Annotated in this window: 32 protein-coding genes and 2 pseudogenes; 3 read left to right on the forward strand and 31 right to left on the reverse strand. The window is 66.0% G+C overall.

Annotated features, from left to right (window positions below; genetic code table 11):
* Nucleotides 1–2 precede the first annotated feature (2 nt).
* Nucleotides 3–347, forward strand: a pseudogene (gene arsC / locus J3U95_RS25855) (arsenate reductase (glutaredoxin)); the annotation flags it as partial.
* Between the two features lie 28 nt (nucleotides 348–375).
* Here the strand turns inward: arsC and J3U95_RS25860 are convergent.
* The 10 genes from J3U95_RS25860 to J3U95_RS25905 all read right to left on the reverse strand — a co-directional run bounded on the left by J3U95_RS25860 (nucleotide 376) and on the right by J3U95_RS25905 (nucleotide 10,733).
* Nucleotides 376–1,575 carry a right-handed parallel beta-helix repeat-containing protein gene (locus J3U95_RS25860; RefSeq protein ID WP_208281438.1) on the reverse strand — a complete coding sequence of 400 codons (1,200 nt, stop codon included), beginning with the start codon at nucleotides 1,573–1,575 and terminating at the stop codon, nucleotides 376–378.
* 122 nt (nucleotides 1,576–1,697) lie between these two features.
* Entirely contained in the window at nucleotides 1,698–2,135 is a 438-nt protein-coding gene (locus tag J3U95_RS25865) for an acyl-CoA thioesterase (protein WP_208281439.1), read from the reverse strand.
* A 379-nt stretch (nucleotides 2,136–2,514) separates the two neighbouring features.
* Entirely contained in the window at nucleotides 2,515–3,132 is a 618-nt protein-coding gene (locus J3U95_RS25870) for a hypothetical protein (RefSeq protein WP_208281440.1), read from the reverse strand.
* A 115-nt stretch (nucleotides 3,133–3,247) separates the two neighbouring features.
* Nucleotides 3,248–5,902 (reverse strand): aminopeptidase N, encoded by a 2,655-nt coding sequence (pepN, locus tag J3U95_RS25875; RefSeq protein ID WP_370662110.1) that lies wholly within the window; start codon nucleotides 5,900–5,902, stop codon nucleotides 3,248–3,250.
* Between the two features lie 228 nt (nucleotides 5,903–6,130).
* Complete coding sequence (locus J3U95_RS25880) at nucleotides 6,131–7,195, reverse strand: alkene reductase (RefSeq protein ID WP_208281441.1); 1,065 nt, start codon at nucleotides 7,193–7,195, stop codon at nucleotides 6,131–6,133.
* 9 nt (nucleotides 7,196–7,204) lie between these two features.
* A complete protein-coding gene (locus J3U95_RS25885) occupies nucleotides 7,205–7,501 on the reverse strand; it encodes an ArsR/SmtB family transcription factor (RefSeq protein ID WP_208281442.1) in 297 nt (98 codons plus the stop codon).
* A 99-nt stretch (nucleotides 7,502–7,600) separates the two neighbouring features.
* Nucleotides 7,601–8,569, reverse strand: a complete 969-nt coding sequence (locus tag J3U95_RS25890; protein ID WP_208281443.1) for a succinylglutamate desuccinylase/aspartoacylase family protein — start codon at nucleotides 8,567–8,569, stop codon at nucleotides 7,601–7,603.
* 81 nt (nucleotides 8,570–8,650) lie between these two features.
* Nucleotides 8,651–9,121 (reverse strand): hypothetical protein, encoded by a 471-nt coding sequence (locus J3U95_RS25895; RefSeq protein ID WP_005670010.1) that lies wholly within the window; start codon nucleotides 9,119–9,121, stop codon nucleotides 8,651–8,653.
* A 103-nt stretch (nucleotides 9,122–9,224) separates the two neighbouring features.
* Complete coding sequence (locus tag J3U95_RS25900) at nucleotides 9,225–10,094, reverse strand: pirin family protein (protein ID WP_208281444.1); 870 nt, start codon at nucleotides 10,092–10,094, stop codon at nucleotides 9,225–9,227.
* A gap of 42 nt (nucleotides 10,095–10,136) precedes the next feature.
* The gene (locus tag J3U95_RS25905) at nucleotides 10,137–10,733 is read right to left on the reverse strand and encodes an FMN-dependent NADH-azoreductase (RefSeq protein WP_208281445.1); all 597 of its coding nucleotides are present in this window, start codon (nucleotides 10,731–10,733) and stop codon (nucleotides 10,137–10,139) included.
* Nucleotides 10,734–10,844: 111 nt separating this feature from the next.
* On the opposite strand from J3U95_RS25905, the gene J3U95_RS25910 reads away from it, so the two are divergent.
* Entirely contained in the window at nucleotides 10,845–11,819 is a 975-nt protein-coding gene (locus J3U95_RS25910; protein ID WP_208281446.1) for a LysR family transcriptional regulator, read from the forward strand.
* On the opposite strand, the gene asd is transcribed toward J3U95_RS25910, so the two are convergent.
* From asd to J3U95_RS25980, 16 genes and pseudogenes are all read right to left on the reverse strand, one after another.
* Complete coding sequence (asd, locus tag J3U95_RS25915; RefSeq protein ID WP_502572563.1) at nucleotides 11,809–12,663, reverse strand: archaetidylserine decarboxylase; 855 nt, start codon at nucleotides 12,661–12,663, stop codon at nucleotides 11,809–11,811. The two genes, J3U95_RS25910 and asd, sit on opposite strands and share 11 nt — an antisense overlap.
* A gap of 171 nt (nucleotides 12,664–12,834) precedes the next feature.
* The gene (locus tag J3U95_RS25920) at nucleotides 12,835–13,677 is read right to left on the reverse strand and encodes an SMR family transporter (protein ID WP_208281447.1); all 843 of its coding nucleotides are present in this window, start codon (nucleotides 13,675–13,677) and stop codon (nucleotides 12,835–12,837) included.
* A 3-nt stretch (nucleotides 13,678–13,680) separates the two neighbouring features.
* Nucleotides 13,681–14,925, reverse strand: a complete 1,245-nt coding sequence (locus J3U95_RS25925) for an MFS transporter (RefSeq protein WP_208281448.1) — start codon at nucleotides 14,923–14,925, stop codon at nucleotides 13,681–13,683.
* A gap of 50 nt (nucleotides 14,926–14,975) precedes the next feature.
* Nucleotides 14,976–15,635, reverse strand: a complete 660-nt coding sequence (locus tag J3U95_RS25930) for an HD domain-containing protein (RefSeq protein ID WP_208281449.1) — start codon at nucleotides 15,633–15,635, stop codon at nucleotides 14,976–14,978.
* Nucleotides 15,632–16,297 (reverse strand): ribonuclease HI family protein, encoded by a 666-nt coding sequence (locus J3U95_RS25935; RefSeq protein WP_208281450.1) that lies wholly within the window; start codon nucleotides 16,295–16,297, stop codon nucleotides 15,632–15,634. Before J3U95_RS25935 ends, J3U95_RS25930 begins: the two co-directional genes overlap by 4 nt.
* A gap of 140 nt (nucleotides 16,298–16,437) precedes the next feature.
* Nucleotides 16,438–16,659, reverse strand: coding sequence for a hypothetical protein (locus tag J3U95_RS28660; protein WP_307728411.1), 222 nt, complete (start codon nucleotides 16,657–16,659; stop codon nucleotides 16,438–16,440).
* 75 nt (nucleotides 16,660–16,734) lie between these two features.
* A pseudogene (locus J3U95_RS28665) lies at nucleotides 16,735–16,809 on the reverse strand (YXWGXW repeat-containing protein); the annotation flags it as partial.
* 3 nt (nucleotides 16,810–16,812) lie between these two features.
* On the reverse strand, nucleotides 16,813–16,941 hold the full coding sequence (locus J3U95_RS28670; protein WP_307728412.1) for a hypothetical protein: 129 nt from the start codon (nucleotides 16,939–16,941) through the stop codon (nucleotides 16,813–16,815).
* Nucleotides 16,942–17,162: 221 nt separating this feature from the next.
* Nucleotides 17,163–17,414 carry a hypothetical protein gene (locus J3U95_RS25945; RefSeq protein WP_208281451.1) on the reverse strand — a complete coding sequence of 84 codons (252 nt, stop codon included), beginning with the start codon at nucleotides 17,412–17,414 and terminating at the stop codon, nucleotides 17,163–17,165.
* 26 nt (nucleotides 17,415–17,440) lie between these two features.
* Entirely contained in the window at nucleotides 17,441–17,656 is a 216-nt protein-coding gene (locus J3U95_RS25950) for a hypothetical protein (protein ID WP_208281452.1), read from the reverse strand.
* Nucleotides 17,653–18,051, reverse strand: a complete 399-nt coding sequence (locus J3U95_RS25955; protein ID WP_208281453.1) for a DUF1353 domain-containing protein — start codon at nucleotides 18,049–18,051, stop codon at nucleotides 17,653–17,655. Before J3U95_RS25955 ends, J3U95_RS25950 begins: the two co-directional genes overlap by 4 nt.
* Before the next feature lie 99 nt (nucleotides 18,052–18,150).
* Complete coding sequence (locus J3U95_RS25960; protein ID WP_208281454.1) at nucleotides 18,151–18,567, reverse strand: glycoside hydrolase family protein; 417 nt, start codon at nucleotides 18,565–18,567, stop codon at nucleotides 18,151–18,153.
* Nucleotides 18,568–18,569: 2 nt separating this feature from the next.
* Nucleotides 18,570–18,815 (reverse strand): hypothetical protein, encoded by a 246-nt coding sequence (locus tag J3U95_RS25965; protein ID WP_208281455.1) that lies wholly within the window; start codon nucleotides 18,813–18,815, stop codon nucleotides 18,570–18,572.
* A 63-nt stretch (nucleotides 18,816–18,878) separates the two neighbouring features.
* A complete protein-coding gene (locus J3U95_RS25970; protein WP_267877814.1) occupies nucleotides 18,879–19,361 on the reverse strand; it encodes a Rha family transcriptional regulator in 483 nt (160 codons plus the stop codon).
* A complete protein-coding gene (locus J3U95_RS25975) occupies nucleotides 19,358–20,047 on the reverse strand; it encodes a BRO-N domain-containing protein (protein WP_208281457.1) in 690 nt (229 codons plus the stop codon). Before J3U95_RS25975 ends, J3U95_RS25970 begins: the two co-directional genes overlap by 4 nt.
* Before the next feature lie 21 nt (nucleotides 20,048–20,068).
* The gene (locus J3U95_RS25980) at nucleotides 20,069–20,263 is read right to left on the reverse strand and encodes an Arc family DNA-binding protein (RefSeq protein ID WP_208281458.1); all 195 of its coding nucleotides are present in this window, start codon (nucleotides 20,261–20,263) and stop codon (nucleotides 20,069–20,071) included.
* Between the two features lie 92 nt (nucleotides 20,264–20,355).
* On the opposite strand from J3U95_RS25980, the gene J3U95_RS25985 reads away from it, so the two are divergent.
* Nucleotides 20,356–20,685: an Arc family DNA-binding protein gene (locus J3U95_RS25985; RefSeq protein ID WP_208281459.1), complete on the forward strand. Its 330-nt coding sequence runs from the start codon at nucleotides 20,356–20,358 to the stop codon at nucleotides 20,683–20,685.
* Nucleotides 20,686–20,751: 66 nt separating this feature from the next.
* On the opposite strand, the gene J3U95_RS25990 is transcribed toward J3U95_RS25985, so the two are convergent.
* The 5 genes from J3U95_RS25990 to J3U95_RS26010 are packed head-to-tail and all read right to left on the reverse strand — an operon-like array spanning nucleotide 20,752 to nucleotide 25,562.
* Nucleotides 20,752–22,164 (reverse strand): hypothetical protein, encoded by a 1,413-nt coding sequence (locus tag J3U95_RS25990; RefSeq protein ID WP_208281460.1) that lies wholly within the window; start codon nucleotides 22,162–22,164, stop codon nucleotides 20,752–20,754.
* On the reverse strand, nucleotides 22,161–23,603 hold the full coding sequence (locus J3U95_RS25995; protein WP_208281461.1) for a hypothetical protein: 1,443 nt from the start codon (nucleotides 23,601–23,603) through the stop codon (nucleotides 22,161–22,163). Before J3U95_RS25995 ends, J3U95_RS25990 begins: the two co-directional genes overlap by 4 nt.
* 11 nt (nucleotides 23,604–23,614) lie before the next feature.
* Nucleotides 23,615–24,946 (reverse strand): hypothetical protein, encoded by a 1,332-nt coding sequence (locus J3U95_RS26000; protein ID WP_208281462.1) that lies wholly within the window; start codon nucleotides 24,944–24,946, stop codon nucleotides 23,615–23,617.
* Nucleotides 24,928–25,296: a hypothetical protein gene (locus J3U95_RS26005; RefSeq protein ID WP_208281463.1), complete on the reverse strand. Its 369-nt coding sequence runs from the start codon at nucleotides 25,294–25,296 to the stop codon at nucleotides 24,928–24,930. The genes J3U95_RS26000 and J3U95_RS26005 overlap by 19 nt, the downstream gene beginning before the upstream one ends.
* Nucleotides 25,293–25,562 (reverse strand): hypothetical protein, encoded by a 270-nt coding sequence (locus J3U95_RS26010; RefSeq protein WP_208281464.1) that lies wholly within the window; start codon nucleotides 25,560–25,562, stop codon nucleotides 25,293–25,295. Before J3U95_RS26010 ends, J3U95_RS26005 begins: the two co-directional genes overlap by 4 nt.
* Nucleotides 25,563–25,677: the final 115 nt, after the last annotated feature.

The raw sequence follows: 25,677 nt of genomic DNA on the forward strand, positions 1-25,677 counted from the left end.
CAATGGACATCACGATTTACCACAACCCGCGCTGCGGAACCTCGCGCAATACCCTGGCCGCAATCCGCGAGGCCGGCCACGAACCGAGCGTAGTCGAGTACCTGGCCAATCCACCGACCCGCGAGCAACTGGCGCGCCTGATCGCGGACGCCGGCCTGCAGCCGCGCGACGCCGTGCGCCGCAAGGAAGCCCTGTACGCCGAGCTGGGCCTGGACCGGCCGGAGGTGCTTGACGCGGCCCTGCTCGATGCGATGGCCGCGCATCCCATCCTGATCGAGCGGCCCTTCGTGGTCACGCCGAAAGGCGTGCGCCTGTGCCGGCCATTCGAGCGGGTGCGCGAAATCCTGTAAGCGCCAGGACGCCGCCATGGGGCCGCTATGACGGCGGCGCCGACGGCAGGGCCCCGATGTCGGCCTTGCGCATCGGCCGCGCCCCGGTATTGCCGCTGCCGGGCGGCGCCGACTCGAGCGGCAAGCCCTGTCCGATCGCCGGCGAGCCGCGACGCAGGCGGAAGTCCGGCGTGCCGCTGGCGCTGTACTCGACGAACTGGGGCGGCGCGCTGATGCTGCCCGTATGCTCGCGGCCGGGCGACAGCTTCCAGTCCTCGCCGGCGCTCTGGTACACGAGGTTGTTGCGGAAGCTGTTGTGGCGGCCGATCGCGCCTTGTTCGAGGATGCCGTGGTGGTTGTCGTAGACGATGTTGTTGCTGACGTGGGTGTGGTCGTTCGGCCCCTTGCTGTGATAAAAGTCGCCGCCGCCGACCACGATGCCGGTGCCGGAGGCCGCCACGGTATTGCCACGCACGGTCACGCGGTTGGCGTCGTGCCACAGATGGATGCCCGCGCCGGATACGCGGTAGACGACGTTGCCCCGCACACTGGCCGTGGTGCTGACGTAGATGCCGTGCATGTAGCGGCAGCCGGGTGGGCCGATGTCGTGCACGTGGTTGCCGGTCACGCTCACGTCCACGCCCTTGAAGTAGCTGTCGATGCCGATGCCGGAGCCGCCCTTGGGCTCGCACGGCACGTCGTTGCCGATGTGGTGGATGCGGTTGCCGTGCACGCCGTTGTGCGAGCCGCCGTTATAGATGCCGCTCAGCCATTTCATGCCGCTCTGGTACTGGGTGCCGTCGATTTCGAAGCCGACGATGTCGACGTAGTTGCCGCGGTTGTCCCAGGCCGCGCTCTGGCGCGCGTCGAGCGGCGGCACGATCTTGGCCCCCCAGCGCTCGGTGCTCTGGAAGACGATGCGCGCTTCGAGCGTGCCGCTGGTGGTGGTGCGCACGCCGCCCGAATAGATGCCGGGCGCCACGTGCACGGTCGTGCCCGGCGTGACCACCTGGGCCGCGCGCGCCAGGGTGCGGAAGGGTTCGGCGCGGGTGCCGGGATTGCTGTCTGATCCATTTGGCGCGAGATAGAGATGGGTACGCACCAGCTCGGGCACCACGAGCTCTTCGTGGCCGCCGTCGCGCAGCCGGCACCCGGCCAGCAACGGCCCCGCGAGCAGCGGGCAGGCCAGCAGCCAGAACAGGATCAGGCGCATATCGATCGGGATCTTGGGCAGAATCCGGAACATCGCATCCTCGTCGTCGGATCGGGTGACGGAACCAGTCTGACCTCGCCCAAGCGGGCGGTACGCCGGATCGATCAAACTCGTCCTTGAGCATGCGCAATGCAACCATGCGCGCGGGCAGCGTTTCAGTCTGGTGCGACCACGACGGGCATATAAGTGTCCAGGAACTCGGCCGGCATGCGGCGCGGCCGGCCGCTGCTGATCTCGATGCAGACCAGTTCCCAGCGCCCGCGCAGCACGGTGGCGCCGTCGCTGTCGCGCACCAGCTGGAAGCGCCGTTCCATCGTCAGCTTGCCGTCGCCGCCGACCAGCCAGGTGGCCAGGCTCAGCGCCTCGCCCTGGACCGTGGGCAACAGGTATTCGTAGTCGCCGCGCCGGATCGCCATCGCGCGGTCCAGGCGCCGGTAGTCGTCCAGCGACAGGCCCAGCCCTTCCGAGTGGGCCCAGCCGGCCTGTTCGCACCAGCGCACGTAGACGGCGTTATTGGTGTGGTTCAGGCCATCGATGTCGCCGGCCTGCGGCACGACCGGCAGGATGAACGGTTGCGGATAATCCCAGTCCAATGTGTTTCCTCTGCAAGCGCGGCCGGGGCCGCGGACCCGGCCATTATATGTTCACGATGATCCTGCTGCTGTACCTGCAACAGCACCTCGATGTCACTCTGGAGAGCAGCAGCCTGCGCGGCGAGTTCGCCAGCAGCGCCGAATGCGAGCAAGCCGCCGTCCGGCTGCGCGGGGCACTGCCTACGCCCGAAGGCCATGCGGCGGCCTGGCATGACGCGCTGTGCGTGCCGATCGCGCGCGGAGTCAAGGTGCGCGTGGGCGCGCCGCTCGACCTGGGCACGCTGCTGCGCGAACATCCGCCGGCGGAGTGCGGGGCCGACGGCGCGTGGCGCAGGGTGGCGGAGCTGTGCGTTCCACCGCCGACGGCGACGAGCGGAGCTCAGTCGCGCTTGAACTCGGCCTGGGAGGGGCAGGGCACGAGGCCGGCGACGCCCCCGCCGCCGGGCTTGTCGAACAGGACGGCGCCGCCGCCCTCGGCGCCGAACATGCTTGAACGCACGCCGCCGCCGGTGCGGCAGTAATATTTACCATTCTTGCGGAAGCGGTAGACGATGGTTCCGTCGGGCGAGGTGTAGCTCTCCGAGGTCTGCGTGAGTGAGCTGTCCTTGCGGGCGCCTTCGACGGCGCTGGCAAAGCGCTTCCATGGCGTGTCGGTCGGCTCGAGCGGGGCCAGCTTGCCTTTGCGTAGGTCGCGATCGACGCTGCCGGCGGCACGCCTGGCGCGGCCGGCCAGCGTGGCTTCTTCGGAGGCGGCATCGTCTCGTGGTGCGGGCTGCGCCAGCGGGTCGGGATAGGCTTCAGCGGGAGACTCCGCTAACGGCGCAATGGCAGGAGCGGTCGTGACAGGCTGCGCTTCGACCGGAGGGCGTGCCGGCGAGCGAGCAGAGGAACGGGGAATCGGAGCGGGTGGTGAGGATTCGGGGGCAGGCGGCGGCACCAGCACCGGCACCACGAGGAATTCACGCAGCGCCGGCACGATGGACGGTAACGCCCGCACGCCGGTGGCGTCAAACCACCACCATGCGAGCAGCAGGTGCGCGCCGAGCGTGGCCGCCAGCGGCCAACCCGGCGCGCGGCGCGGCATCAGGCCGGCGTCCGCGCGCATCGAGCGCTTACTTCGGCGCCGTCATCGCCGCCTTGATCGCCACGCAGCGCTGTTCGTCCTGCAGGGTGTCCAGCAACGAGCGGCGGGTGAAGGCCGACAGGTCCTTCATCTGGTCGGCCGCGCGGCTCAGGCGCTGGACGCTTTGCGGCGTGCAGGCGGTCGGGATCATGGTGGTGGCGTAGGCGCGCATATAGACCGGGCCGGCCGCCTTGTCGATCGCAGGCAGGCGCGCCAGGCGCGCGTCGGCCTCGAGCTCGCTCAGCTGGCCCTGTTCGGCCGGGAACACGCTGCCCATCGCCGTGCGGATGCGCGAGAACGGCAGCGGCGTCTTGAGGTCTTCGATCTTCCCGACCCACTCCGCCTTGACCTTCGGATCCGGACGCGACGCGGTGGCCGCCACCGCCGCCACCTGGCCGGCGTCGGATTTGTCGCGTGCGCTTTCCGCCGCGATCAGCCCGTCGGCGCCGGCGTGGTTGTAGCGGTTGAGGTGGGCGATGATCGACCAGCGCAGGTCTTGCGTGAGCTGCAGGCCGGCGGCATCCATCTTGCCGTCGAGGATGCCGGCCAGGCGCGCCAGCGCCTCGGGGCTCGAGGCCACGCTCACGTAGAGATTGAACCAGCGGCGCTGGACGTCGGCATTGGCCTTGTGCGCCAGCACTCCGTCCCAGGCCATCTTTTCAAGCGCGGCATAGGTCTGCTTCGCATACGCGCTATCGAGGCGCATCGCGTCCAGGTAGGCCTTCGACTGGACGACCTTGCCCAGCACGTCGCCGAGCAGGGTGTAGTCCTTCTCTTGCGGCGCATTGTTCAGGGCCACGGTGATGAAGTCGTTCAGCGGCAGCTGGGCGTCGCGCACGCTGTCCCACAGGCTTTGCCACAGCATCGCGCGCAGCAGCGGATCGTCGACCTGCGACAGCCTGGTGCGTGCGGTATCGAAGGAGCGGGCGTCCAGCTGGACTTTCGCATAGCCCCAGTCCTGGTAGTTCGGGTAGACCAGGTCCGGGCAGGCCGCGCCATCGAGGTCCTTGACCGCGGTTTTCGCGCCCTTGTAGGTCACCGGCACGTTCTTGATCAGCGACAGCTTGCCGCCGTCGATCTTGAACGCCGCCACCTGCACGCGTTGTTCGCGCAGGGTCGGCAGCTCCTTGCTCGGGGCTGATTGGGTAAGGGTGAAGTCCTTGATCTTGCCGTTGCTGCAGCTGTAATTGGCCGCGATCGTGTTCACGCCGGCGTGGTACAGCCACTCTTTCGTCCAGCCCGACAGGTCGCGGCCGGCGGTCTTGGCCAGGGTGTTGATGAAGTCGTCGAGGGTGGCGTTCTGCCACGAATACTTGACCAGGTAGTTGTGCACGCCCTTGCGGAATACTTCCTCGCCCAGCAGGTGACGCAGCTGCTTGAGGGCGGCGCCGCCTTTCGAATAGGTGATGGCGTCGATATTGTCGAAGGCGTTGGCCGACGACGGCACCGGCACTTCGATCGGGTGGGTGCTCGCGGTCTGGTCCTGGATGTAGGCGCGCTGCTTGCCGGTCTGGTAGAACTTCTGCCACGAATCCTTGAACTCGGTCGATTCGGCGGTGGCAAGGATGCCCATGAAGGAGGCGAAGCTCTCGTTCAGCCACAGCCCGTTCCACCACTTCATGGTGACCAGGTTGCCGAACCACTGGTGGGCCATCTCGTGCATGATCACTTCGGTCATCGACTGCTTCTGGTCGGCCGTCATGTTGGCCACGCCGTAGCGTGCTTCGGCGAAGGTGATGGCGCCGGCGTTTTCCATCGCGCCGTACAGGAAGTCCGGCACGATCAGCTGGTCGTATTTCTCGAAGGGGTAGGGGATGCCGAAGTACTCTTCGAAGAAGGTCATGCCGGCCTTGGTCTGGCGGAACCAGTCGGCGGGGACCACCTGCTTGGCCAGCGACTGGCGCGCGAACAGGCGCATCGGGTACTTGCCGCTATTGTCTTCCCAGACCTGGTAGGGACCGGCGTGCAGCGAGAAGTTGTAGGGGCTCAGGCGCTTGGTCTGCTTGAAGGTCCAGCGGCGGTTGGCGCCGGCGTCAGTGATCTTCGTCTCGCGGGTGGTGGTGACCACGTGCCAGTCCTTGGGCGCGGTGACGGTGACGGTGTAGCTGGCTTTCAGGTCGGGCTGGTCGAACAGCGGGAACATCTGCTGGGCGGCCACCGGCTCGAAGTGCGAATAGGTGTACACACGGCCGTCGGCTGGGTCGACCATGCGGTGCAGGCCTTCGCCATTGGTGCTGTGCAGGCGCTCGTAGGCGACGGTGACGGTGTTGCGGCCCTTGGCCAGGTGCGCCGGCTCGATGGTGATGAACCAGTTGTTGTAGCGCGCCTGGACCGGCTTGCCGTTGACGCTGACCGACTTGACGGTGGCCTTGTTCAGGTCGAGGGTGACGGCGGAATCGGTGTCCTTGAGGTCGAAGGTGACGGTCGTGGTGCCGGCGAAGGTTTCCTTGCCGGTCAGGGTAAAGTCCAGCACATAGTCGACGTTCGCGATGCGGGCGGAACGGGCAAATGCGTCGTCCTGCGAGAGGAAGGCGGTTTCGGCGCGGGCCGGGGCTTGTTTTGCCGGCGCGGCGTGGACAGCTCCGCCGAAGACGAAGGCGGAAGCGATGGCGACGGCCATCACGCGGTGTGCGGGAAAGTTCACTGAATATCCTCTCTCTCGGTGGGCGCATCTGGGTGCGCGAAATGTCAATCGCGCAAGAATAGCACTAACGTTCCACGCTGGACACCTGTTGGAGAGATTGCGTGCTCTCGATATGCGTGTTCGCTAGTATCGTCAATACGCGCAGAAACGGGACCGTGAAGGTCCCGTCGAAAGAGGCGCCGCCACTTCGCCGGCGGTGGGCGGCGAAGCGGTGGCGAAAGCGATGTATCAGGCAGCCTGTTCCAGAGCCGGATAGTCGGTATAGCCGACCGGGCCCGGATGGTAGAAGGTATCGGTATTCGGCTCGTTCAGCGGCGCACCCAGCTGCAGGCGCTTCGGCAGGTCCGGGTTGGCGATGAACAGCTGGCCCCACGACACGGCGTCGGCGGTGCCGCTGGCGATCAATTCCTCGGCCTTTTCGCGGGTGAGCTGCTGGTTGGCGATCCAGACGCCGCCGAATTCCTTCTTGATCATCGGGCCCAGCGCGTCCGGACCTTGTCCTTCGCGGGTGAAGATGAAGGCGATCTTGCGCTTGCCCAGCTCGCGCGCCACGTAGCCGAAGGTATCAAGCGGGGTCGAATCGCCCATATCGTGCGAATCGCGCGCCGGCGCCAGGTGCACGCCGACGCGGTCCGCGCCCCAGACGTCGATGCAGGCGTCGGTCACTTCCAGCATCAGGCGCGCGCGGTTCTCGATCGGGCCGCCATACGCGTCGGTACGCTTGTTGGTGGAATCCTGCAGGAACTGGTCGAGCAGGTAGCCGTTGGCGCCGTGGACTTCGACGCCGTCGAAGCCGGCCTTCTTGGCGTTCTCGGCGCCCTTGCGGTAGGCGGCGACGATGCCGGGGATTTCATCGAGTTCGAGCGCGCGCGGCGTGACGAACGGACGCTTCGGACGCAGCAGGCTCACATGGCCTTCCGGCTGGATCGCCGATGGCGCGACCGGCAGCTCGCCGTCCAGGAAGGACGGATCCGAGATGCGGCCCACGTGCCACAGCTGCAAAAAGATGCGACCACCGGCCTTGTGCACGGCCTCGGTGACGATCTTCCAGCCCTCGACCTGCTCGTCGGACCAGATGCCCGGCGTATCGGCATAGCCCACGCCCATCGGCGTCACCGAGGTCGCTTCGGACAGGATCAGCCCGGCCGACGCGCGCTGCACATAGTACTCGGCCATCAGCGCATTCGGCACGCGTGCGCCGCCATCGGCGCGCGAGCGGGTCAGCGGCGCCATGACGATGCGGTTCGGCCATTCGAGGGCGCCCACCTTGATCGGGTCAAACATTGTAGTCATCGGGTATTCCTAAAGTCCGTCGTTCAGTTGTGCGAGGAAGGCATGGATGGCTTCCTCGTTCCGTTGGAGGAAAATCCATTGGCCGACGCGACGCGTGTTCACGAGCCCGGCGCGCTGCAGGGTGGCCAGGTGCGCCGACACCGTCGATTGCGACAGGCCGGTTTTCTGGTCGATGAGCTTGCAGCACACACCTATCTCGAGCGGATGTTCCTGCTCGCTGAAGTGCTGCTGCGGCTCCTTGAGCCACTGCAGGATCTGGCGCCGCACCGGGTTGGCCAGGGCCTTGTGGATCGCGTCGATGTCCATGGTTTTCCTTATATCGGATTCTTTCGATCCGAATATCGCCATCTTACGATATTCAAGAAATGTTTGCTGGCGACGGTTCGAAATGCCCTGTTCAAGGACTTACTCGCGGCCGAAGGTCGCGTTCGGGCGGGTCAGGTAATACCACTCGGTGTTGGCGGCGGCGTTCGCGGCGGGGAACAGGATGCGCCCGCCGAATTCGGCCACCACCGGCGTGCCGTCGGCGCGGTGGCCGAGCAGCTCGCCTTCGCTGACCGGGTCGAAACTCTTCCACGGGCGAACGAAGGCGTCGTCCGCGTGCAGCTTGTCGTGCACCACGACCATCGACAGCGCTTCCATCTCGTCGAAGGCGACCGGTTCCGGATCCGCGGCGGCGATCAAGCCCAGGTGGGCCAGCGTGTTCATGATGGCGCGGTAGGCGACGTCCGGCGCGGCCGGATCGTCGTGCTGGCCGCATTCGAGGGTCAGCGCGTAGCCGCCGGTGCTGCGCATGTACTCGGTGGTGCCGACGCCGTAGCGCAGCACGGTTTCCAGTTCATCGGCGCTGCGGCTGCGGCGCTGCACGCCGTCGCCATAGGTGGCCAGCCAGCCGTCGACGAAGCGGCGCACGCCGAGGCGGCGCGCCCAGGCGCGTTCCTTGGCCGCGTGGCGGAACGGCTGCAGGGTGCCGTCGTTGTCGAGCGGCCCGACCATCACGAACGGCTCGCCGGTGGCGGCGAACGAATGCAGGTCGAGCAGCACGTCGTGCTGGCCGAGCAGGGGGCACAGCCAGTTGGCGACCTGGTCCTCGAAGTCCAGCGGCTTCTCTTTCGGGAACAGGTCGCGGTTCAGGTTGCGGTCGCCGTTACGGGTGTTCTGGGCGTAGGCCAGCGGATTGACGATCGGGACGAAGGTGACGCTGCCGGCCGCGATGTGCAGTACGCCGCTGTCGATTTCTTCCATGACCCGCTTGATCGCCTTGGTGCCGCACACCTCGTTGCCATGGGTCGCTCCCATGATGATGACGCGCGGGCCGGCTTGCAGGCCGGCGTAGTTGATGGATTTGAATTGGAACTGACGGGCGGAAGTCATGGCGGTGTGGGCTGTATGGGCTGTGGAACGAAGATGGGTGCTTATTTTATCGGACAACGTGCACGGACTCGATGGCGGGACTCAGCCCTGCGCCTCGATGACCCCGAAACCCGCCGGTGCATCGCCCAGATAGGCCAGCACCGCATGCGCCTGGATATTGGCGTCGTACTGCGCATTGGCCGCGATCGCGGCCCGCAAGCCTGGCACGATGTCCGGCGTATGCGGCTGGCGGTAAGCCTTGATCAACAGGTGCACCAGGTCGGCCGGCGCATCGGCGCGGCGCAGGCGCGATTCGATGATGGACAGCAGCGCGCGCTGCATGCGCGGGGTTGGATTGCGGATCTCGCCGAACACATAGGGCGTGTTGGCGATCGCGGCGCAAACGATGCTCTCCATCCGGTCGGCCTTGTAGTCGGACGGGATGTCGAAATACGCCTTGTTCCAGCGGGTGTGCGGATAGGCGTGGCCGGGCGGGAATCGGTCGGCGTTTTCCAGGCCCATCGCCCGGCTTGCACGCGACCACAGGTCGCCGAGGGTGTCCAGCAGTGCCATTACGAGATGTCTTGCGCTTGTGTCATCCCGCGAGTGTAGCGCATGGCCGGGAACCTCGCATAGGGGGCAGCAGGGCGGTTTGGGGCGCCCTGCTGCCGATCGTTCAAGTGAACCTGCCGGCGCGGAAGTCCTCCACTGCCTGCTGCAGCTCGGCCTGGGTGTTCATCACGAACGGACCGTACTGCGCGATCGGTTCGTTCAGCGGACGCCCGGCCAGCACCAGCACGCGGGTATTCTCCACTGCCTTGATGCGCACGCCGTCGGCGCCGGGCGCGTTATCGAGGATCGCCATGCGCGCCTGTCCGACGCCCTTGCCCTCGATGACCGCCTCGCCACGGAACACGTAGACGAAGGCATTGTGGCCGGCCGGGATTGGCTGGTCGAACGTCACGCCGGCGGGGATTTCCAGGTCGAGATACAGCGGCTCGGTATGCGCGCGCTGCACTGCCCCGTCGACGCCGTGGGTGCTGCCGGCGATCACCTGCACCGTCACGCCATCGTCCGACGTGAAACGCGGCACTTCCTTGAGCGGGATGTCGCGGTACCAAGGCTCGATCATCTTGTCGCTGGCGGGCAGGTTCAGCCACAGCTGGAAGCCCTCCATCAGGCCCTCGTTCTGTTCCGGCATCTCGGAGTGGATCACGCCGCGGCCGGCCGTCATCCACTGCACGCCGCCATCGGTGATCATGCCCTCGTTGCCGGCGCTGTCGCGGTGGCGCATGCGGCCGGCCAGCATATAGGTGATGGTCTCGAAGCCGCGGTGCGGATGTTCCGGGAAGCCGGCGATGTAGTCGCCCGGCTTGTCGCTGCCGAAGGCGTCGAGCATCAGGAACGGATCCAGGCGGCGCTGCAGGGGACCGGTGAGCACGCGGTTGATCTTCACGCCCGCGCCGTCCATCACGAACTGGCCGTTGATGATGCGCTCGATGCCGCGTGTTTTCTGGATTGAGGTGGTGGCAACTGCGGTGTTCATGCTGTTCTCCTGTTGGTTGCGCCGCCTGGCGGGCGGCAAAATTTACGCCAGAGCTGCCTCGATGGCAGCGTTGGCCGCTGCCTGGCCCTTGGCCACGGCTTCCGGGCCCATCGCCATGCCCGACGAGTAGATGAAGGTGTGGTCGTTCAGGCCGAGGAAGTTCAGCAGGGCGCGCATCTGCGGCACCTGCGGGTCGGCCGCTTCGTCGTACACGCCGCCGCGGGCCGCGGCCACGTACACCTTCTTGTTCTTCAGCAGGCCTTCCGGACCGGTCTCGGTATAGCGGAAGGTCACGCCGGCGCGGGCCACCGCGTCGAACCAGCTCTTCAGTTGCACCGGCATCGCGAAGTTGTACATCGGGGCGCCCAGCACGATCACGTCGGCCGCCTGCGCCTCTAGAATCAGCGCATCATCCAGGGCGACGCGCGCCGCTTGTTCGGCACTGCGCTGGTCGGCCGGGGTGAACAGGGCGCCGACGGCGGCGCCGTCCAGCAGCGGGTGCGGCTGGGCGCCGAAGTCGCGGCGCACGACGGTCGCGCCCGGATTGGCGGCGGCCAGCTTGTCGACGATTTGCTGGGTGACGCGGGTCGATTCCGATGCGTCGCCGCGAACGCTGGTGGTGATGTGCAGGATGTTCATGGTCAGGCCCCTTCGTTTGGTAGAGAGTTTCGATGAGGAACACTTTAGCAATTCCAAAATCAGTCCGGAAGCCAGTAAAATGGATAACATTATTCTGCTGATGGGACAATCATGGACGTGGAACCGAATGACTTGCTGCTGTTCGCGCGAATCGTCGAGTCGGGCAGCTTCACCCGCGCCGCCGAGCGCGTCAACCTGCCCAAGTCGACGGTCTCGCGCCGCCTGGCGCTGCTCGAGACGACCCTGGGCGAGCGCCTGCTGCAGCGCACGACCCGCAAGCTGGTGGTCACCGAGTTCGGCGCCAGCCTGTACGAGCATGCGCGCCGCCTGGCCGACGAAGTCGACGCCGCCGGCGCGCTGGCCCAGCACCGCCAGGGCGAACCGAGCGGCAAGCTGCGCATCTCGGCGCCGGGCGACTTCGCCAACAGTGGCCTGAACGAAGTCATCGCGCGCTTCCTGGAGCGCTATCCGGCGGTCAGGCTCGAGATGGACCTGACGCCGCGCCGGGTCGACCTGGTGGCGGAGAATTTCGACATCGCGATCCGCATGGGCGACCTGCCGAACGACGCGACCCTGAGCGCGCGTCCGATCACGCTCGAGCAGCCCGGCCTGTACGCGGCGCCGAGCTACCTGGCGCGGCGCGGCATTCCCGAGCATCCCGACGATCTCGACGCGCACGACGTGCTATGCATCCTGAGCCGCACCGGTGGCGCGGCGCCATGGACGCTGGTGCGCGGGAAGCTGCGCTGGGAGCGCGCGCTCAACGCGCGGCTGACGGCGAACTCGCCCGACCTGCTGGCGCGCATCGCCTCGCGCGGCGCCGGCATCGCGCTCAGCTCGACGCTGTTTGCCCAGCCCTATATGCAGACCGGTGAACTGGTGCGGGTGCTGCCGGAATGGGACATGCCGACCGCCAACGGCTGGGCGGTATTCCCGAGCCGTAAGCTGATGCCGGCCAAGACCCGGGCCTTCCTGGAGATGATCGAATCGGCGTGCACAGAGAAAGGCCACAGCCCGCATGCCGCGGTGGCTGCGTTCAAGGCGCGTGCGGCGCTGGAGGACGAAGCCGTCGAACTCAGGACTTGAGCGGTCGCTCGCCCATCGGTTCGCCCAGGCGCACCTTGCCTTCCGGCGCCCAGGCCGGATTGAAGGCGATGGCACCGCGCTGGAACAGCATCACGACGGTGGAGCCGAGCAGGAAGCGGCCCATCTCTTCGCCCTTTTTGAGGGTGACCTGGCCCGGCTCGTAGTTCCATTCGCAGATGCGCGGCATGCGCGGCGGATTGACCACGCCATGCCAGACGGTGGCCATGCTGCCGACGATGGTCGCGCCAACCAGGGTCATCACGAACGGCCCGAACTCATCGTTCTCGAACACGCACACCACGCGCTCGTTGCGTGCGAACAGGCCCGGCACGCCGCGCGCCGTGGTCGGATTCACCGAAAACAGCTTGCCCGGCACATAGATCATGCGCGTCAGGCGCGCGTCGCATGGCATGTGGATGCGGTGATAGTCCTTCGGGCTCAGGTAGACGTTGGCGAAGTGGCCGTGCTGGAACCGCGCGGCCAGCGACGCGTCGCCGCCGACCAGTTCGCTAGTTGTGAACTTGTGGCCCTTGGCCTGGAAGATCTGGTGGTCGTCGATGTCGCCGAATTGGCTGATGGCGCCGTCGACCGGGCACACGTAATCGCTGGCCGCCAGCGGACGCACACCGTCGCGCAGCGGGCGGGTGAAAAATTCATTGAAGCTGGGGTAGCTGGCGATGTCCGGATTGGCCGCCTCGTCCATGTTGACCCCGTACTTGCCCACGAACCAACGGATCAGGCTGGTCGTCATCGACCCGCCCTTGTGGCCGGCGACACGGCCGGCGAGGTTGGTGATCGCCTGCTTCGGCATGACGTATTGCGGCAAGACTTTTATACGGGACACGGACGATCGCCTTTCTTCGAAAAGTGCGCATTATAACGGGCGTACACTATGGTAGTGCCGAATGGAAATGGTATTTCCATTGCAAGCCTTTGGTCGAGTGTACTCCAGGTGGCGCCGCAGTGGCGGACGCTGGCGCCGGGCGTTTCTTGCCCTGGACGGTGAGAGTACGATTCACGCCAGTCGCACCGCCGCCGCGCCCAGCGCCACCAGTCCGGCGCCGCAGATCCGGGCGCGGGTGGCGCGCTCGCGCAGCACGAAGACGGCGATCGCGGTGGCGAACACGATCGAGGTTTCGCGCAGGGCGGCGACCACTGCGACCGGCGCCCGGGTCATCGCCCACAGTGCGAGGCTGTAGGAGACGGTGGTGGCGACGCCTCCCAGCAGCGGCAGCGTCGGGTTGCGCAGCATGTAGCCGGGCAGCTGGCCGGCGGTACGGCGCCACGACACGACGGCTATGCCGATCCCGCTGGCGATGAAGACCCAGGCGGTGTAGGCGGCAGGAGAGCCGGAGCGGCGCACGCCGAGGCCATCGACCAGGGTATAGGCGGCAATCGTCACGGCGGTGAGCAGCACCAGCACGGTCGGGCGCATGCCGCCCGAGGCATGGCCGCGTGCGCCGAACGTCAGGGCGGCGCCGCCGGCGCAAATCAGGCCGATGGCGCTCCACTGCGCCGCCTGGAGCGTTTCGCCGGTAAGGAAGATGCCAGCCACGGCCACCAGCACCGGCGCAACGCCGCGCATCAGCGGATACGCGTGGCCGATGTCCGCATGCCGGTAGGAGGCGGCAAGCAGCGAGTAATACGCAATGTGGATCAGGCCCGATGCAGCGATGAACGGCCAGCTGGCGCGCGCCGGGGGCGCCAGGAAGGGCAGGGCCAGCGCGCCGATCAGGGCGGCTCCGCTCATCACGGCCAGCGCCGCCATGAAGGTGTCGGTACGCGATTTGAGGGCCGCATTCCAGGCCGCGTGCAGGAAGGCCGCGAACAGGATCGCGGCAAGTACGGACGTCGACATGGATCAGGCCTTCACGCCGGCATATCGATGGCTGCGAAAGTAATGCCACGCCACCACCAGCGCCACCGCCTGCATCGCCGCGCACAGGAAGAAGCTGCTGCCGATGCGCCAGTCGTCGGGCGGCAGGTGGCTGACCGCGCTCAGGATGCCGGTGCCGAGCAGCGGCGTGACGATCACGCCCAGGCTGCCGATCGATTGCAGGGAGCCCATCACCTCGCCCTGCTGCTCGGGCGGCGAGGATTTCGACACGATGCCCTGCAGGGCGGGCCCGGTGGCATAGGCCAGCACATTGGCCAGGATGAAGACGTACATCATCCAGCCCTGGGTTGCCAGGCCATAGGCGAGGAAGGTCAGCATGCCGGAGGTGAGCGCCATCAGCGACAGCCGCACCTCGCCGAAACGGTGGATCAGCTTGCCCAGCAGCCAGGCCTGGACCACCACCGAACCGAGGCCGACGCAGAACAGGGCGATGCCGTTGTCGCGCGGCGTCCAGTCGAAGCGGAAGGTGGTGTACAGCACCCAGGTCGACTGCAGCATCATCTGGGCGAAGGTGGCCAGGGTGATGACGACCACCAGGCCGCGGATGTCTTCGCGTTTCACCAATCGCAGCAGGGCGGAGAAGGGATTCAGGCGCGCCAGCTTGAACGGTGCGCGGCCCTCTTTCGCCAGCGATTCCGGCACGAAGAAGAAGCCATATACCAGGTTCGCCGTCGACAGCGCCGCGGCGACGTAAAACGGCAAATGGAGATCGGCGTCGCCCAGCACGCCGCCCAGCATCGGGCCGCAGATGAAGCCCAGGCCGAAGGCGGCGCCGATCTTGCCGAAGCTCTTGGCGCGATTCTCGCGGGTCGAGATGTCGGAGGCATAGGCCGAGGCGACCGACATGCTGGCCGAGGACATGCCGCCGATGACGCGGCCGACGAACAGCCAGGCCAGGGTCGGCGCCCAGGCGGTGGCGAGAAAATTCAGGCACATCCCGGCCATCGAATACAGCAGCACCGGACGCCGTCCGATGCGGTCGCTGAGCGCCCCGAGCGCTGGCATGAACAGGAACTGCAGCACTCCGAACACCGCCGCCAGCACCCCGTACCACAGCGCCTGCTGGTCCGGCCCGTCGACGAACTGGCCGACCAGCAGCGGCAGGACCGGGACGATCAGGCCGATGCCGAGCATGTCGATGAAGACGCAGACGAGGACGAAATTGAGCTTGCCGGGGACAGCTTGCGGTGCTGCGGTCGAACTGGTCATGGACACCTCGGTCAATACAGTTCGTCTATCTTAGCATTGCTACAAATAGTCTAGGCTCCACTCCATTCGGCCGCGAACTCCTCGCGGAAGGCCAGCAGCTTGCCGAGCCGTTCGCGGCCCAGTTCACGCGCGGCGTCGGTCTGCATCATGTCCGGGAGCTTCTGCAGCTTGACCATGATGTGGTCCAGCGCATACCTGCGGTCGTCATAGTCGCGCTGCACGCCCAGCGGGTCGCCCGGATGCGCCAGTCCACTTTCCATGCGCCCCGCGATATAGAACATGCGCGCCAGGCCCACCAGGCCCAGGCCGTCCATGCGGTCGGCGTCCTGCACGATCTTCGCCTCGATCGTCTCGGCGGGGATCGCGGCCGAGAAGCTGTGCGCCTCGATCGCATGCGCCACGGCGTCCAGTTTCTCAAGCGGGAAGCCCAGGTGGGCCAATTGGTGGCGCGCCAGCCGCGCCGAGCGGGTTGATGCCTGGTTGCGTTCGGGATCGTTCTTGGGCAGGTTGACCAGGTCGTGCAGGTAGCAGGCGGCCAGCACCACCAGGCGGTCGGCTTCGGGATGGTGTTCCAGCAGTGCCTGCGCAGTGCGCCAGACGCGGTCGAGGTGGGCGCTGTCGTGGGCGCCGTCGGTATCGGCGCTGCCGGCGGCCATGGCGGCCAGTCTGGTGCGCCAGTCGGCGAGATCGGTATTGCTCGTTTCGGTCATGTTGCTTGTTCCAGGGTGAGAGGCGGCACGGCGCGCTGCGACAGCGCGTCGGCTCGTGCATTCTTGTGGCGTGGGATCCAGCGCAGCCGTGCCTGCGGCAGGTTGGCCAGCAGGGCCAGCGCTTCGGCGCGGAGCAGGCCCAGGGCCGGGGCATTGGCGCCATCGGGGGCGTTGACGTCGTCGATCACGACCTGGCTGTCGCCCAGCACCAGCAGGTCGTTCGCGCCATGGTCGATTGCCGCGCGCAGCACGGCGTTCAGGGCGCGGTATTCCGCTTCGCTGCTGTTGCCATGGCCGCCGTCGAGCGACAGTTCGATGCGCTGGCCGTCCGGGCCATCGAGGACGGCGCCCAGGCCGCAGCGGCCCGGATTCGGACGCGCCGAACCATCGAACCAGGCGCGCCAGGCGCTGGTCTCCGGCCCGGCGCCACGGGTGCGCGCGGCGGCGGCGCTGGCCTGGCGCCGCGCGGCCTGCAGTTCGGTGTGGCGGCGCTGGGCCTGGCGCTCGGACAGCAGGCTGGCCAGTCCGGCGCTGCCGGCACTGAGCGACAAGGTCCGTTCCAGCGCCTCGGCCTCGGGCATGCCGGTGCGCGCCGTCAGGCGCCGGGCGGCGGACAGCTCGGTCTTGAAGGCGGCGGCTTGCAGGGTGGGGAGGTCGATCATGGCGAGAGCATAACCGATGGCGCTGTAACCGGTAGCTGTCGATGCCCGGCCTTCAGGGCGGCCCGGGCCGCGCGCTTGCGCGGCCTGCCTTTTTGGGCAAGTGCCCGCAGCCGCGGATCGCGTCCCGACCGCGCCGTGGCTCAGTAGCGGTGGGGATTGTCCGGGCGGCGGTCGTGGCGGTTGCGCACCCCGTCGCCATCGCGGTCGCGGTCATGGCGGTCGCGGATGCCGTCGCGGTCCCGGTCGCGGCCATGGTGGCGGTCGTGCTTGCGGTGATGGCGGTCGCGATCGTCGCGGTAGTGGCCCGGTGGCGGGCCGTAATGGTGGGCCGGTCCGCGGTTCCAGCGCGACGGCTCCATCATCCAGCGTCCGCCGCGATGGTGCCAGCTTGGCGGCGCGTAGACATAACCGGGGCGGGCGGTGACATAGTGTCCCGGAACCCAGTGGTGGCGATGCTTGCGCCATTCCCAGAAACCGGGCGCCCAGACGTAGCCGCGGCGTGGTGCGGGAATGACTTAATAGATGGGCGCCGGCGGCGCGGTGCTGATGACGACCGACACGTGCGGTTGGGCGTTCGAGGCCAGCGGGGTGAAGGCAGCGGCGCCGAGGGCGATAAGGGCTGCGATCAAAATAGGGGATTTCATGTTCGTCTCCAGATCCTTGAGCGGATGCAGTGAAATATAGCAATCCGGGAATCGAGACGTGGCGTTTGAAGCAAGTTCTTACAACTGAAACACTGATTAATTCCCCATTTTCTTCATGAAATCATGAGCTTGGACGATTTTAGGGGTGCTTTGAACACACACAATTTACAACTTTTTGACACTGAATATCAATGACTTACACCACGGTTTTCGACGGAATTTCAGACGAGGCCGAGCCGCACCGACCACTCCTGGACGTACGCCGGCCCCTTGTCGCCTTGCGGCCGTTCCTCGCCCTTAAGCAGCATCCCGGCGCCGTGCATGGTGGTCAGCTTCGCTTCGTAGAGCACTAGCAGCGGATCGGCCACCTGGTTGCCTGGACGCTGCAGCTCCGCCACGATCATTCCACCCATGCCGTGCACGACCAGCTCGCCCTCGGCGAACTGCGCGCGGGCAATCTCGTTGTCGGACATACGCTGGCCGCGCTGGCGTAGGAGTTTTACTTTGGCGAGCATCCGGCGAGTGTAGCACCGCTGAGCTGGCCGCCTTCCAGCGGCTCGCCCATCATCCGCTCCATCATCGCTTCAGCCGGAGCCGAGACCTCGCCGCCGGCTATGATGACCAGCCGCGGCCCGGCGTCCTTGCGCTCCTGCCGAACGGTCAGCACATGACCACCGCCGTTCGGCGTGAGCGCGTAGATGTCGAACTCGGTCACGGCGACGCCGCCACGTTCCCGCCGTAGCGGGAACCGCCGAACAGCTGCACGGCCAGCACCATCGCGGCGCGGCGCCAGGTCGCCACCCCGCACGCCTCCAGCGCTTCGCCGTAGACCAGGTCGGCCAGGTCGCGCGTGACAATCGCGGTCTCGTACAGGAAGTCGTGCACGACGGCCGCCTCGTCGCCCACGCCACCGAAAAGCCAGTAGGTGAGCGGCGCGCGCGGCACGCTGGCGAAGTCGGTCACGAAGCCGGTCGGCACGTGGATCTGACGCTCGAGCAGCGCGGACTCGAACACCAGCGGCGAGAGCAGCAGCCGGTCGGCGCTGGCCAGGCCGACGCGGTCGGTGCGCAGCGTCGACAGGAACCGCGCCTTACTTGCCGGCGGCGCCATTGCGCACCTCGTCGCCGGTATAGGTGCCGCTGCACTGCAGGGCCAGGTTCGAGCAGCCGGCCAGGGTGAGCAGGGCGGCGAGCAGCAGGATGCGTTTCATCAGAATTCTCCATTACGCATGAGGGACGCCAGGCGCGTGGCGCGGGCGCCGACCTGCCGGGCCCAGCGGGAATCGAGCATTTCGCGCGCCGCGGCGTCGTATTGGCCGGCACGCATGTGGGTCAGGGCCTGCTCGAAGCCGAGCAGCCGATTGATGCCCAGGTTGAAGCACATGTTGGCCAGCACGTTCTGGCGCGCGGGCGTCATTTCGCGCCACCATGGCAGGCGGCGGTCGAGGTCCTTCTCGACCTCCCGGATATCGTTCTTGAGCATCAGCGCGATCTCGTCGTCGAAGAACGGGCGGTCGGTGATGTTGCGGCCGACGCCGGCCGTCATCTTGCCAACGGTATCGACGTAGGCGATCGCGCGGCGGCCTTCATCGATGACGAGCTGCGCCTCGAGTTTTTGGCGGTCCATGGTCAGCCTTTCAGGTGGGAGACGAGCCAGGTGATGCCGCTGCCTATCGAGCCGGCAGCGCCGCCGATCAGCATCAGGGTGCGCCAGCCGCCGCGCGCCTGGGCAAGCTGGTTGAGCACGCGGTCCAGCTTCTGGTCGAGTTCTTGGTTGGAAGCGTCGAGCCGCGCGATCGCGGCCTTCATGTAGGCGACTTCGACCTGGAGCTGGGCCAGGGCGATCGCGTTGTTCTGGTCGGTGGTGGTGGTCACGTGGACCCTTTCAGAAATGAAAAAAGCCGCTCGAAAGCGGCTTGGGTTGGGGTGAGGGTGAAGCTAATTCAGTAACGATGGCTGGATCTTGTTCTGCAGTTCGGCGATTTCATCCTTGAAGGCGGGCAGTTCGCGCTTGCGCGCCAGCAGCAGGCGAGAGCCGAACGAGGCGCGGACGGCCGATTCGGCTTCCTTGGCGATCACGGCTTGCAGGCGCTGCCACAGGTTCTTTTCGCCGGCGGCCAGGGCTTCGGCCATCCGGTTAAACTCGTTGATGAACGTCTCCTTGAAGGCGGCGGCCTTCGGGCCGGTAAAGCCCATCGCCAGCATGGCGAAGCCGTCCTTGGTCATGGTGACGCATCGCTGAACTTTGCCGCGTGCGTCGATGAATTCTGACGGCGCAAAATTGTGCCGCGAGAATTCCTCCGAGCATTTTAGGTTGTCGAATGCGCGTAGCACCGTTTTATGCTGCTTGCCGAACGCGCGGGCCAGCGTCTGCGAGTCGGTCACGATCCGGTCGTGGTCGATGGTGACAAGGGTAGTCAAGCGATCCTCCGTTTCTGTTGGACGTATTCACGGCGCTCGGTGTGGCCGGCGCCCCATGGATATTCAGCGGCGTATTCTTGGTTCGACATCAGGCCGAGCGACCGGACCACCGACCGGGAGCAGAGCGCCGAGTTCACGAAGTTGTCGTGGACGTTGCCGGCCAGCGTCCGGTTGAGCGCCCGGATGCCCGGTGCCACGCGCTCCCACCAGCTGCGCAGCAACTCGGCCTGGGTGCACAGACTCTCGATGTCGTGCAACGTTTCGTCGTCCAGGCGATGACCTTTTGCCGCCTCAGCTTGAACCTCAACTTGAGGGTCAAGGATGTCCAGCACCCAGCGGCGAAATTCTTTAGCAACCTTCGTGCGGGCGAACATCGCCAACAGGTGAGCCCCGCGGAGTGAAAAGATGCGGACCATCTGCTTGCCGCCGGCGGTCATCATCTCCGTCATGGCAGTCATGCCGGGAGTGAACTCGTCAGCGTGGTTGCGGTAAATGTCGCGGATGCGCGTCACATATCGGGGGGTCGTTTTAGCCGACCCCCTTTCGTCAAGGGGGTCGTCACTTTGGTCATCCCCTTTCTCATAGAGGGCGGCGGCGATGTCGGCAAGGGTCATCCAAGGCTTCCCATTGACATCGATCACGTTGAAGGTTTTGGACTTGAATGTAAGAGCTGGGGTAGAATTCACTTGCGTCTCCTGTCAGGGATGTCAAATCGGTGCCTCGGCTGCGTCAACAGCCGGGGCATTTTTCGTTTGGGCGTCGCGACGAAGGCTTTCGACAAGCCGGCTGACGATTTCGCTATTGAGGCTGCGAAAGTTTTGCTGCGCCTGATTCTCGATCAGCGACTTCACTTCGACCGGGAGCCGGATCTTCATCTGCGGTAGTTCGCGGGCAGTTTCCATACTATCTCCATAAATGAACCGAAACGGTTCATTCGACTATGAACCGTTTCGGTTCCATTGTCAACACCAAAACGGTTCATTAAGATCGCGACATGGAAAACGATGCTCAAATGAAGTTACGGCTCCCGCATGAGCTGCGCGAAACAATCGCTGCTCTCGCGAAGCAGAACAGCCGCAGCATGAATTCGGAGATCGTCGCGCGCCTGGAGAAATCGATCGACGACGAAATGGTCGAGGCAATGAGCGAGGTCGCCACTCCGGCCTTTATTGACCAGTTCGCCGCGAAAGTCGAAGAGATCATCAAGAAGTACGGCGTCGAGTACGCCTTCCCGGATAACAAGTTCGACCCGGAGAAGGGCTTCGAGCTTGGTAAGCAGAAGCATCCTCGCAAGAAGATCGAGCCACCCACGGAACCCGAATGAGCGCCTACCTCACCTACAAGCTGTGGAAGCTCGGCGCTTTCTTCGTCGCTGGGGTGGTCTACAGCTTCATTCGCGCCCGCCGGCGGCGCCGGGCACGATCGCAAGATTTCTCAGCAGGGGATTAGAGAGCCCGTTTTCGAGCGCAGGCGCAGCACCCCCGAGCCCACCACCTGAGCTGTTCACCATGCGCGCCACGAGCGCCTTGAACGTCGCGCTGCGATCCGCCATGAAGGCCGCCGCAGTCGCCGGGTTCTGCGCCAGCGCCGCCAGTCCCACCGGGTTCTTGTTCAATTCCATCAGCGCGCGCCGTTCGGCCACCTTCAACGTCGTGATCAGCTTGGCCTCCTGGGCATTCAACCCGGCGATTTCCGGCACCGCATCCGCGATCTCTTCCTTCAGGCCGCGCGCCAATCCTTTCTGGGCCTCGGTCTCGGCGCCGCCCAGTTGCCCGTACTTCTTCGACAGGGTCTTGTAGGTTCCCTGCTTGAGCTGCTGGGCAGCCTGCACAGGCATGGAGGCGCCGGGGTAGATCGGGTGAGCCAGGAAGTCGTCGCCGACGCGATCGATGGCCGCCAGGTCGGACGTTGGGCTGACCTGGTTGCCGAACATGCGCTTCGTGTCGTCCAGCCTGGTCATCACTTTGGCCTTGTCGATGGTCGCGGTCGAGTTGGCGATCTTGTTGCTGATCTGCGTGTTCAGGCCGCCGATGACCTCGCGCAAGCGCTCTGCGCCTTTGGCGTTTGGGCTGATCCCGTAGTCCAGCATCATCCGCACCGCCGTGGCCGCGTCACCGCTCTGGAGTTGCTTGATCGTCGGCTTGATCGCGCTCTGCATCAGCTTCTCGGCGGTTCGATTGGAAGATCGCTCCAGCGCAGTGCCCACAACACCGCTGGCCTTCATCACACCAGGAAAGGCCGCCCCGATCGCCGCCCCGGCGCCAGCATCCTGCGGATTCACCAGCGCCGCCGACGCGCCGCCAGTGATGCCGCCGCCCAGCGCGCGCACGCCGAGGTCTGCAGCTTTACCGACCAGGGTCGTCGCCGGCGCTGCGCCAGTGACGAAACCGCCACTGCGGATCGAGTTGAGCAGCTTGTTGCCGTGCACGAGCAGGCCGGGAACCTTTGACGCCGTGCCGGCAATGGCGCCGCCGACCGGCAGTGTGGCTGCGATGTTGGCGCCGACGCGGCCGAGCGAGAAGGCCGTCGAGTCCTTGTTCTCCTCGGTCAGCGCGTCGAAGTCGGCATTACGGGTGCGGTTCCACTGCGCCACCGTGGGCGACACGGCCGCCAGCGGCGAGGTAGCCGCGTTCAGCACGGTGTTGCCGATGTCGGCGATGCCCAGGCCTGCGCCTTCCAGGATCTGGCGGGCTAGGCCCTTTTTCGGCTTCGCCGGCGGCGCCGGCTTCGCGGGCTCATCGAACTGGTCGAATGGGTTGCTGCCGGTCGCCGGCGGGTCGAACTGGTCGAATGGATTGCTCATCGTGTCCTCAAGATGGAAGCTGCTGCGCCAGCGCCGAACTTGGCGTCGAACTCGGGCGCCAGGCTAGGGTTGGACCGCAGCATACTGATAGCGCCCGCAGGAATATCCGCTGGCGGCGCCGTCATCCTGCCTGGCCCCGCGTTTGAATTAAGGCCTTGGATGGCGAGCTTGCGGTTGCGCGCCTTCTGTGCGATCACAGCATCGCTGTCGCCTGGTTGCGGGAAATACTGCTTTCTCGCGTTGTCGAACTCATCCATCATGATTGCCGCGCCGGATTCCTGGCGCAGGTTCGCATTGATGAAGTCGCGCTGCGCCTGCTCAGCCTTCTGGTCGTTGTCGGTCAGCGCGAATTTGTTGGTTGCGGCCCCCAGGGCGCCGCCGACGATAGGCCACTCCGAAACCGTCGCCTTGGAATTGATGGCGGCCGGGCTGTAGTCGCCCTGCAGGTCGGTAAGGATTTTGTCTGCCTCTTGCGCGCGCAGGCCGAACGCGGCCGACTTGCCTTGGAACTCGGTCAGCTTCGGCCCTGGTGCACCCTGGAGCGGGATAATCGCGCCGGCTGGGTTCTCCGGCGACGGCGGCACGATGAAGCCGCCGACCGCCTCGTTGTAGGTAAGGCGACCTACTGTGCGCTTATGGGTATTCAACGCCTCGCGATCGAATGCGGTGCGCTCACGCTGCGCCGCAATGCGCGCAGCGGTGTCTGGCGAAACGCCGTTCTCCAAGCTGGATTCCACGTCGCCGGTGAACGGGTTTAGGCCCTCGGTGCGCGGGCCGGTGTCTCGGAAGACCAGCTTCTCGGCGACCTTGTAGTTGTCGGCCGGGCCCCGCGTGCCGTCATCGAAGTATGCAGCGTTGACCACTTCGCCATTTTCGCCCTTGACCGTCTTCCAGTCAGCGCGCGGGCGGAAATGGGCGGCGAGCTTCTCGCGAGCATCGGCCTCTTCGTGAAGGTCCGCCGCGCGGAGCTGGCGGGCCTCCTGCATGAACTGGTGGAAGTAGCCGATCATCGAAGGGGCGGCCGCCGGCCCAACACCAGCCTGTGCGAGGGCCTCCGCTGGCGGCACGCCGTTCGTGCTGGCGGCTTCGGACGTGCTCATACTGGAGCGCTCGGTCGGCGTTGGCATCGCCACCGCCGCGCCGCCTTGCCCCGCCCAGAAGTCTCCGACCTTCTGGCTATGCTGACGCTTCCGGATCATCTCTTCGAGCTGCGCTCCCCGCACCAGGGTCGCCATCTCCCGCTCACGTGTCCGCTCGCCGCGTTCCTGTTGGTCGGCCATCGACTCTTGAAAGGCGACACCGCCAACGCCCATTGCCTGGCCGAAGCTGAACGGCTGGCGGCCGGGCGCGGCGCGCATGAGGATTTGCGATCCCGCCGCCAGCAGGGCCTGGTTCTGCTCCGGGGTCATGTTGGTGAGGAAGTCCAGAGGGTTTGCCATGTATTTCTCCTTTACCAGCCACCGCCGAACGACTGCACAGGCAGATTCGATGGGGCGTAACCGTAGGTACCGGCGGACACCGGGGTGCCGGCGCCGTTCGAATTGCGAATTGAGGACCAGTCCGTGCCACTACCCCCGCCGAACATACCCGCCAGCGAATTGCCCAGCGCCAGCCCCTGCATTGCGCCGCCGAGGCCTGCTGCGCCGGCATTGCTCGCCACCGGCTGCTGGTTCGGCTGACCGGTCAAGTACGGCGCCAGCAGGCCATTGACGCCCTGGGCCTGGTTCAGCTTCCAGCTGTCGTTCGCGTTCACCTGGCCAGAGGCCTGACCGAGAAGCCCGGACAGCAGGCCGGCGCCGGCCAGGTTCGAGCTGTTGTTCTGCGCGTTGGTCGCCAGCTGGGATTGCTGGTTCGCCAGATTCGTTTGGTGGCCGAGTCCTGCATTGAACTGGTTGTTTTGCTGAGCCAGGCTGGCGTTCGTCTTGCTGGCGTCGAACGAGTTTTGAACGTTCTGCATCTGCGCCTGCTGGGCGTACGATGCCTCTTGCTGCGCCACGCCGTACTGCTGCGCGCCCAGGCCCTGGGTAGCGGCGAGCTGACGATTGCGGTCGGCATCGTAGGCGCCAGCCTGGGCCGCTACCGCTGCATCGGTGTTGTTCTGGCCGAACTGCGAAGCGGCGCGCGCCAGGTTGGTGTTCATGCTGTCGATCGCCTTGCCCTCGGCAATGCCCTGGCGCGAACCGCCGAACTGACCAGCCAGCACCGAGTTGCCGCGGATGCTGCCCAGCGCGTCTTGGGTGGCCGCCTTGGCGTCGGTGACCATGTTGCCGAAGGCATTCGAGCTTTGGTTGATGCCCTTCTGGATGGCGCCGGTAAGGTACGGGTTCGCACCCGGAGCGCCATTGATCAGGCTGTTGTACGAGCTCGACAGGTCGATGTTGTTCTGGCTCGGCGCCTGCACCTTCTCGCCCACGGCATAGGCCGGCAGGCTGGCCGTGGCGCCAGTGGCGCCGGCAGCGTGCGTCATCGGCGCCTGATTGCCTTGCATGGCTTGGTAGGCGGCGCCGCGCGTGGCAGCCAGGTCGGCGGCGCCGTTGTTGTTGAGGTACTGCGCATTCGCGTTCGCGAAGCCGGTGGCCGCGTCCGATCGAGGCTGGTTCAGCATGCCCTGATACTGCGACAGTAAGCCCTGCTGGCCGTTCTGGCCCCACAGCATGTTCTCGATACGCGGATCCTGCTTGTTCGCCTGGGCGCTAATCTTGGCTGCGTCCTTGGCGCCCTTGCTTCCCAGCAGGCCGCCAGCAATTGCGCCGCCCGCGCCAATTATCGTTTCGATGCCCATCTTTTGGTGCTCCTATAAGTGCCGTTGTCGTTGATGAAGCCAAGCCGCTCGACAAACCGTCGGCCAGCCTCGGTGGTGGCGGAGGTGGTGGCCTCGCCGTGTTGGTCGATTACCCTGTTCAGCAGGGCCGCTTCGCTCTTACCGAACCATCGGCCGCGCGCCCACGGCAGAACGCATGCGTGCACCTCGGCGCCGTGCACCAGTACCGCGCCGCACAATCGGCCGCCGGCGTGCACCGGATGCACCTCAAACTCGGCCGTCGCTGCGACGAATTCCTCGAAGCTCATGCCGCCGAGGCGATCGGCCGCCGACTGGTAGGCCAGGGCCAGCGGGTGATCCCGGTCGCTCATCCAAGGAAGTGCCAAGTGCCGGCGCCGTACCGATACAGCCCGGCGCCGCTGCCTGGATCCCACGAAAGGCCGTCAGCATTCCTGAGCATGCCGTCGCGCGGCTTGGCCGGCGGCGCGTAGGCAGGTGGCAGGAAACCGTCGGACACCGCGTCAAGGGCCGCTTTCAGCCGCAGAAGCTCCTCGCGCAGGAAGCGCTGCAGCTGTGCCGGATCGGCCGGCGGGTCGCCGGGCTGGTAGCTGATTGCATTTGTGCTTGTTGGGCGCATCTAGAATTCTCCAGCGTCATCTACCAGAAGGGCGAAACCGTCCAGCTTCCAGCTGAAGGCAGTACCGGTCTCGAATCGGATAGCCAGGTATCGGCCCGACACGAAGCGGTCGAGC

Origin of the sequence: Massilia oculi (assembly GCF_017582745.1) — a bacterium.
Taxonomy (GTDB): Bacteria; Pseudomonadota; Gammaproteobacteria; order Burkholderiales; family Burkholderiaceae_D; genus Telluria; species Telluria oculi_A.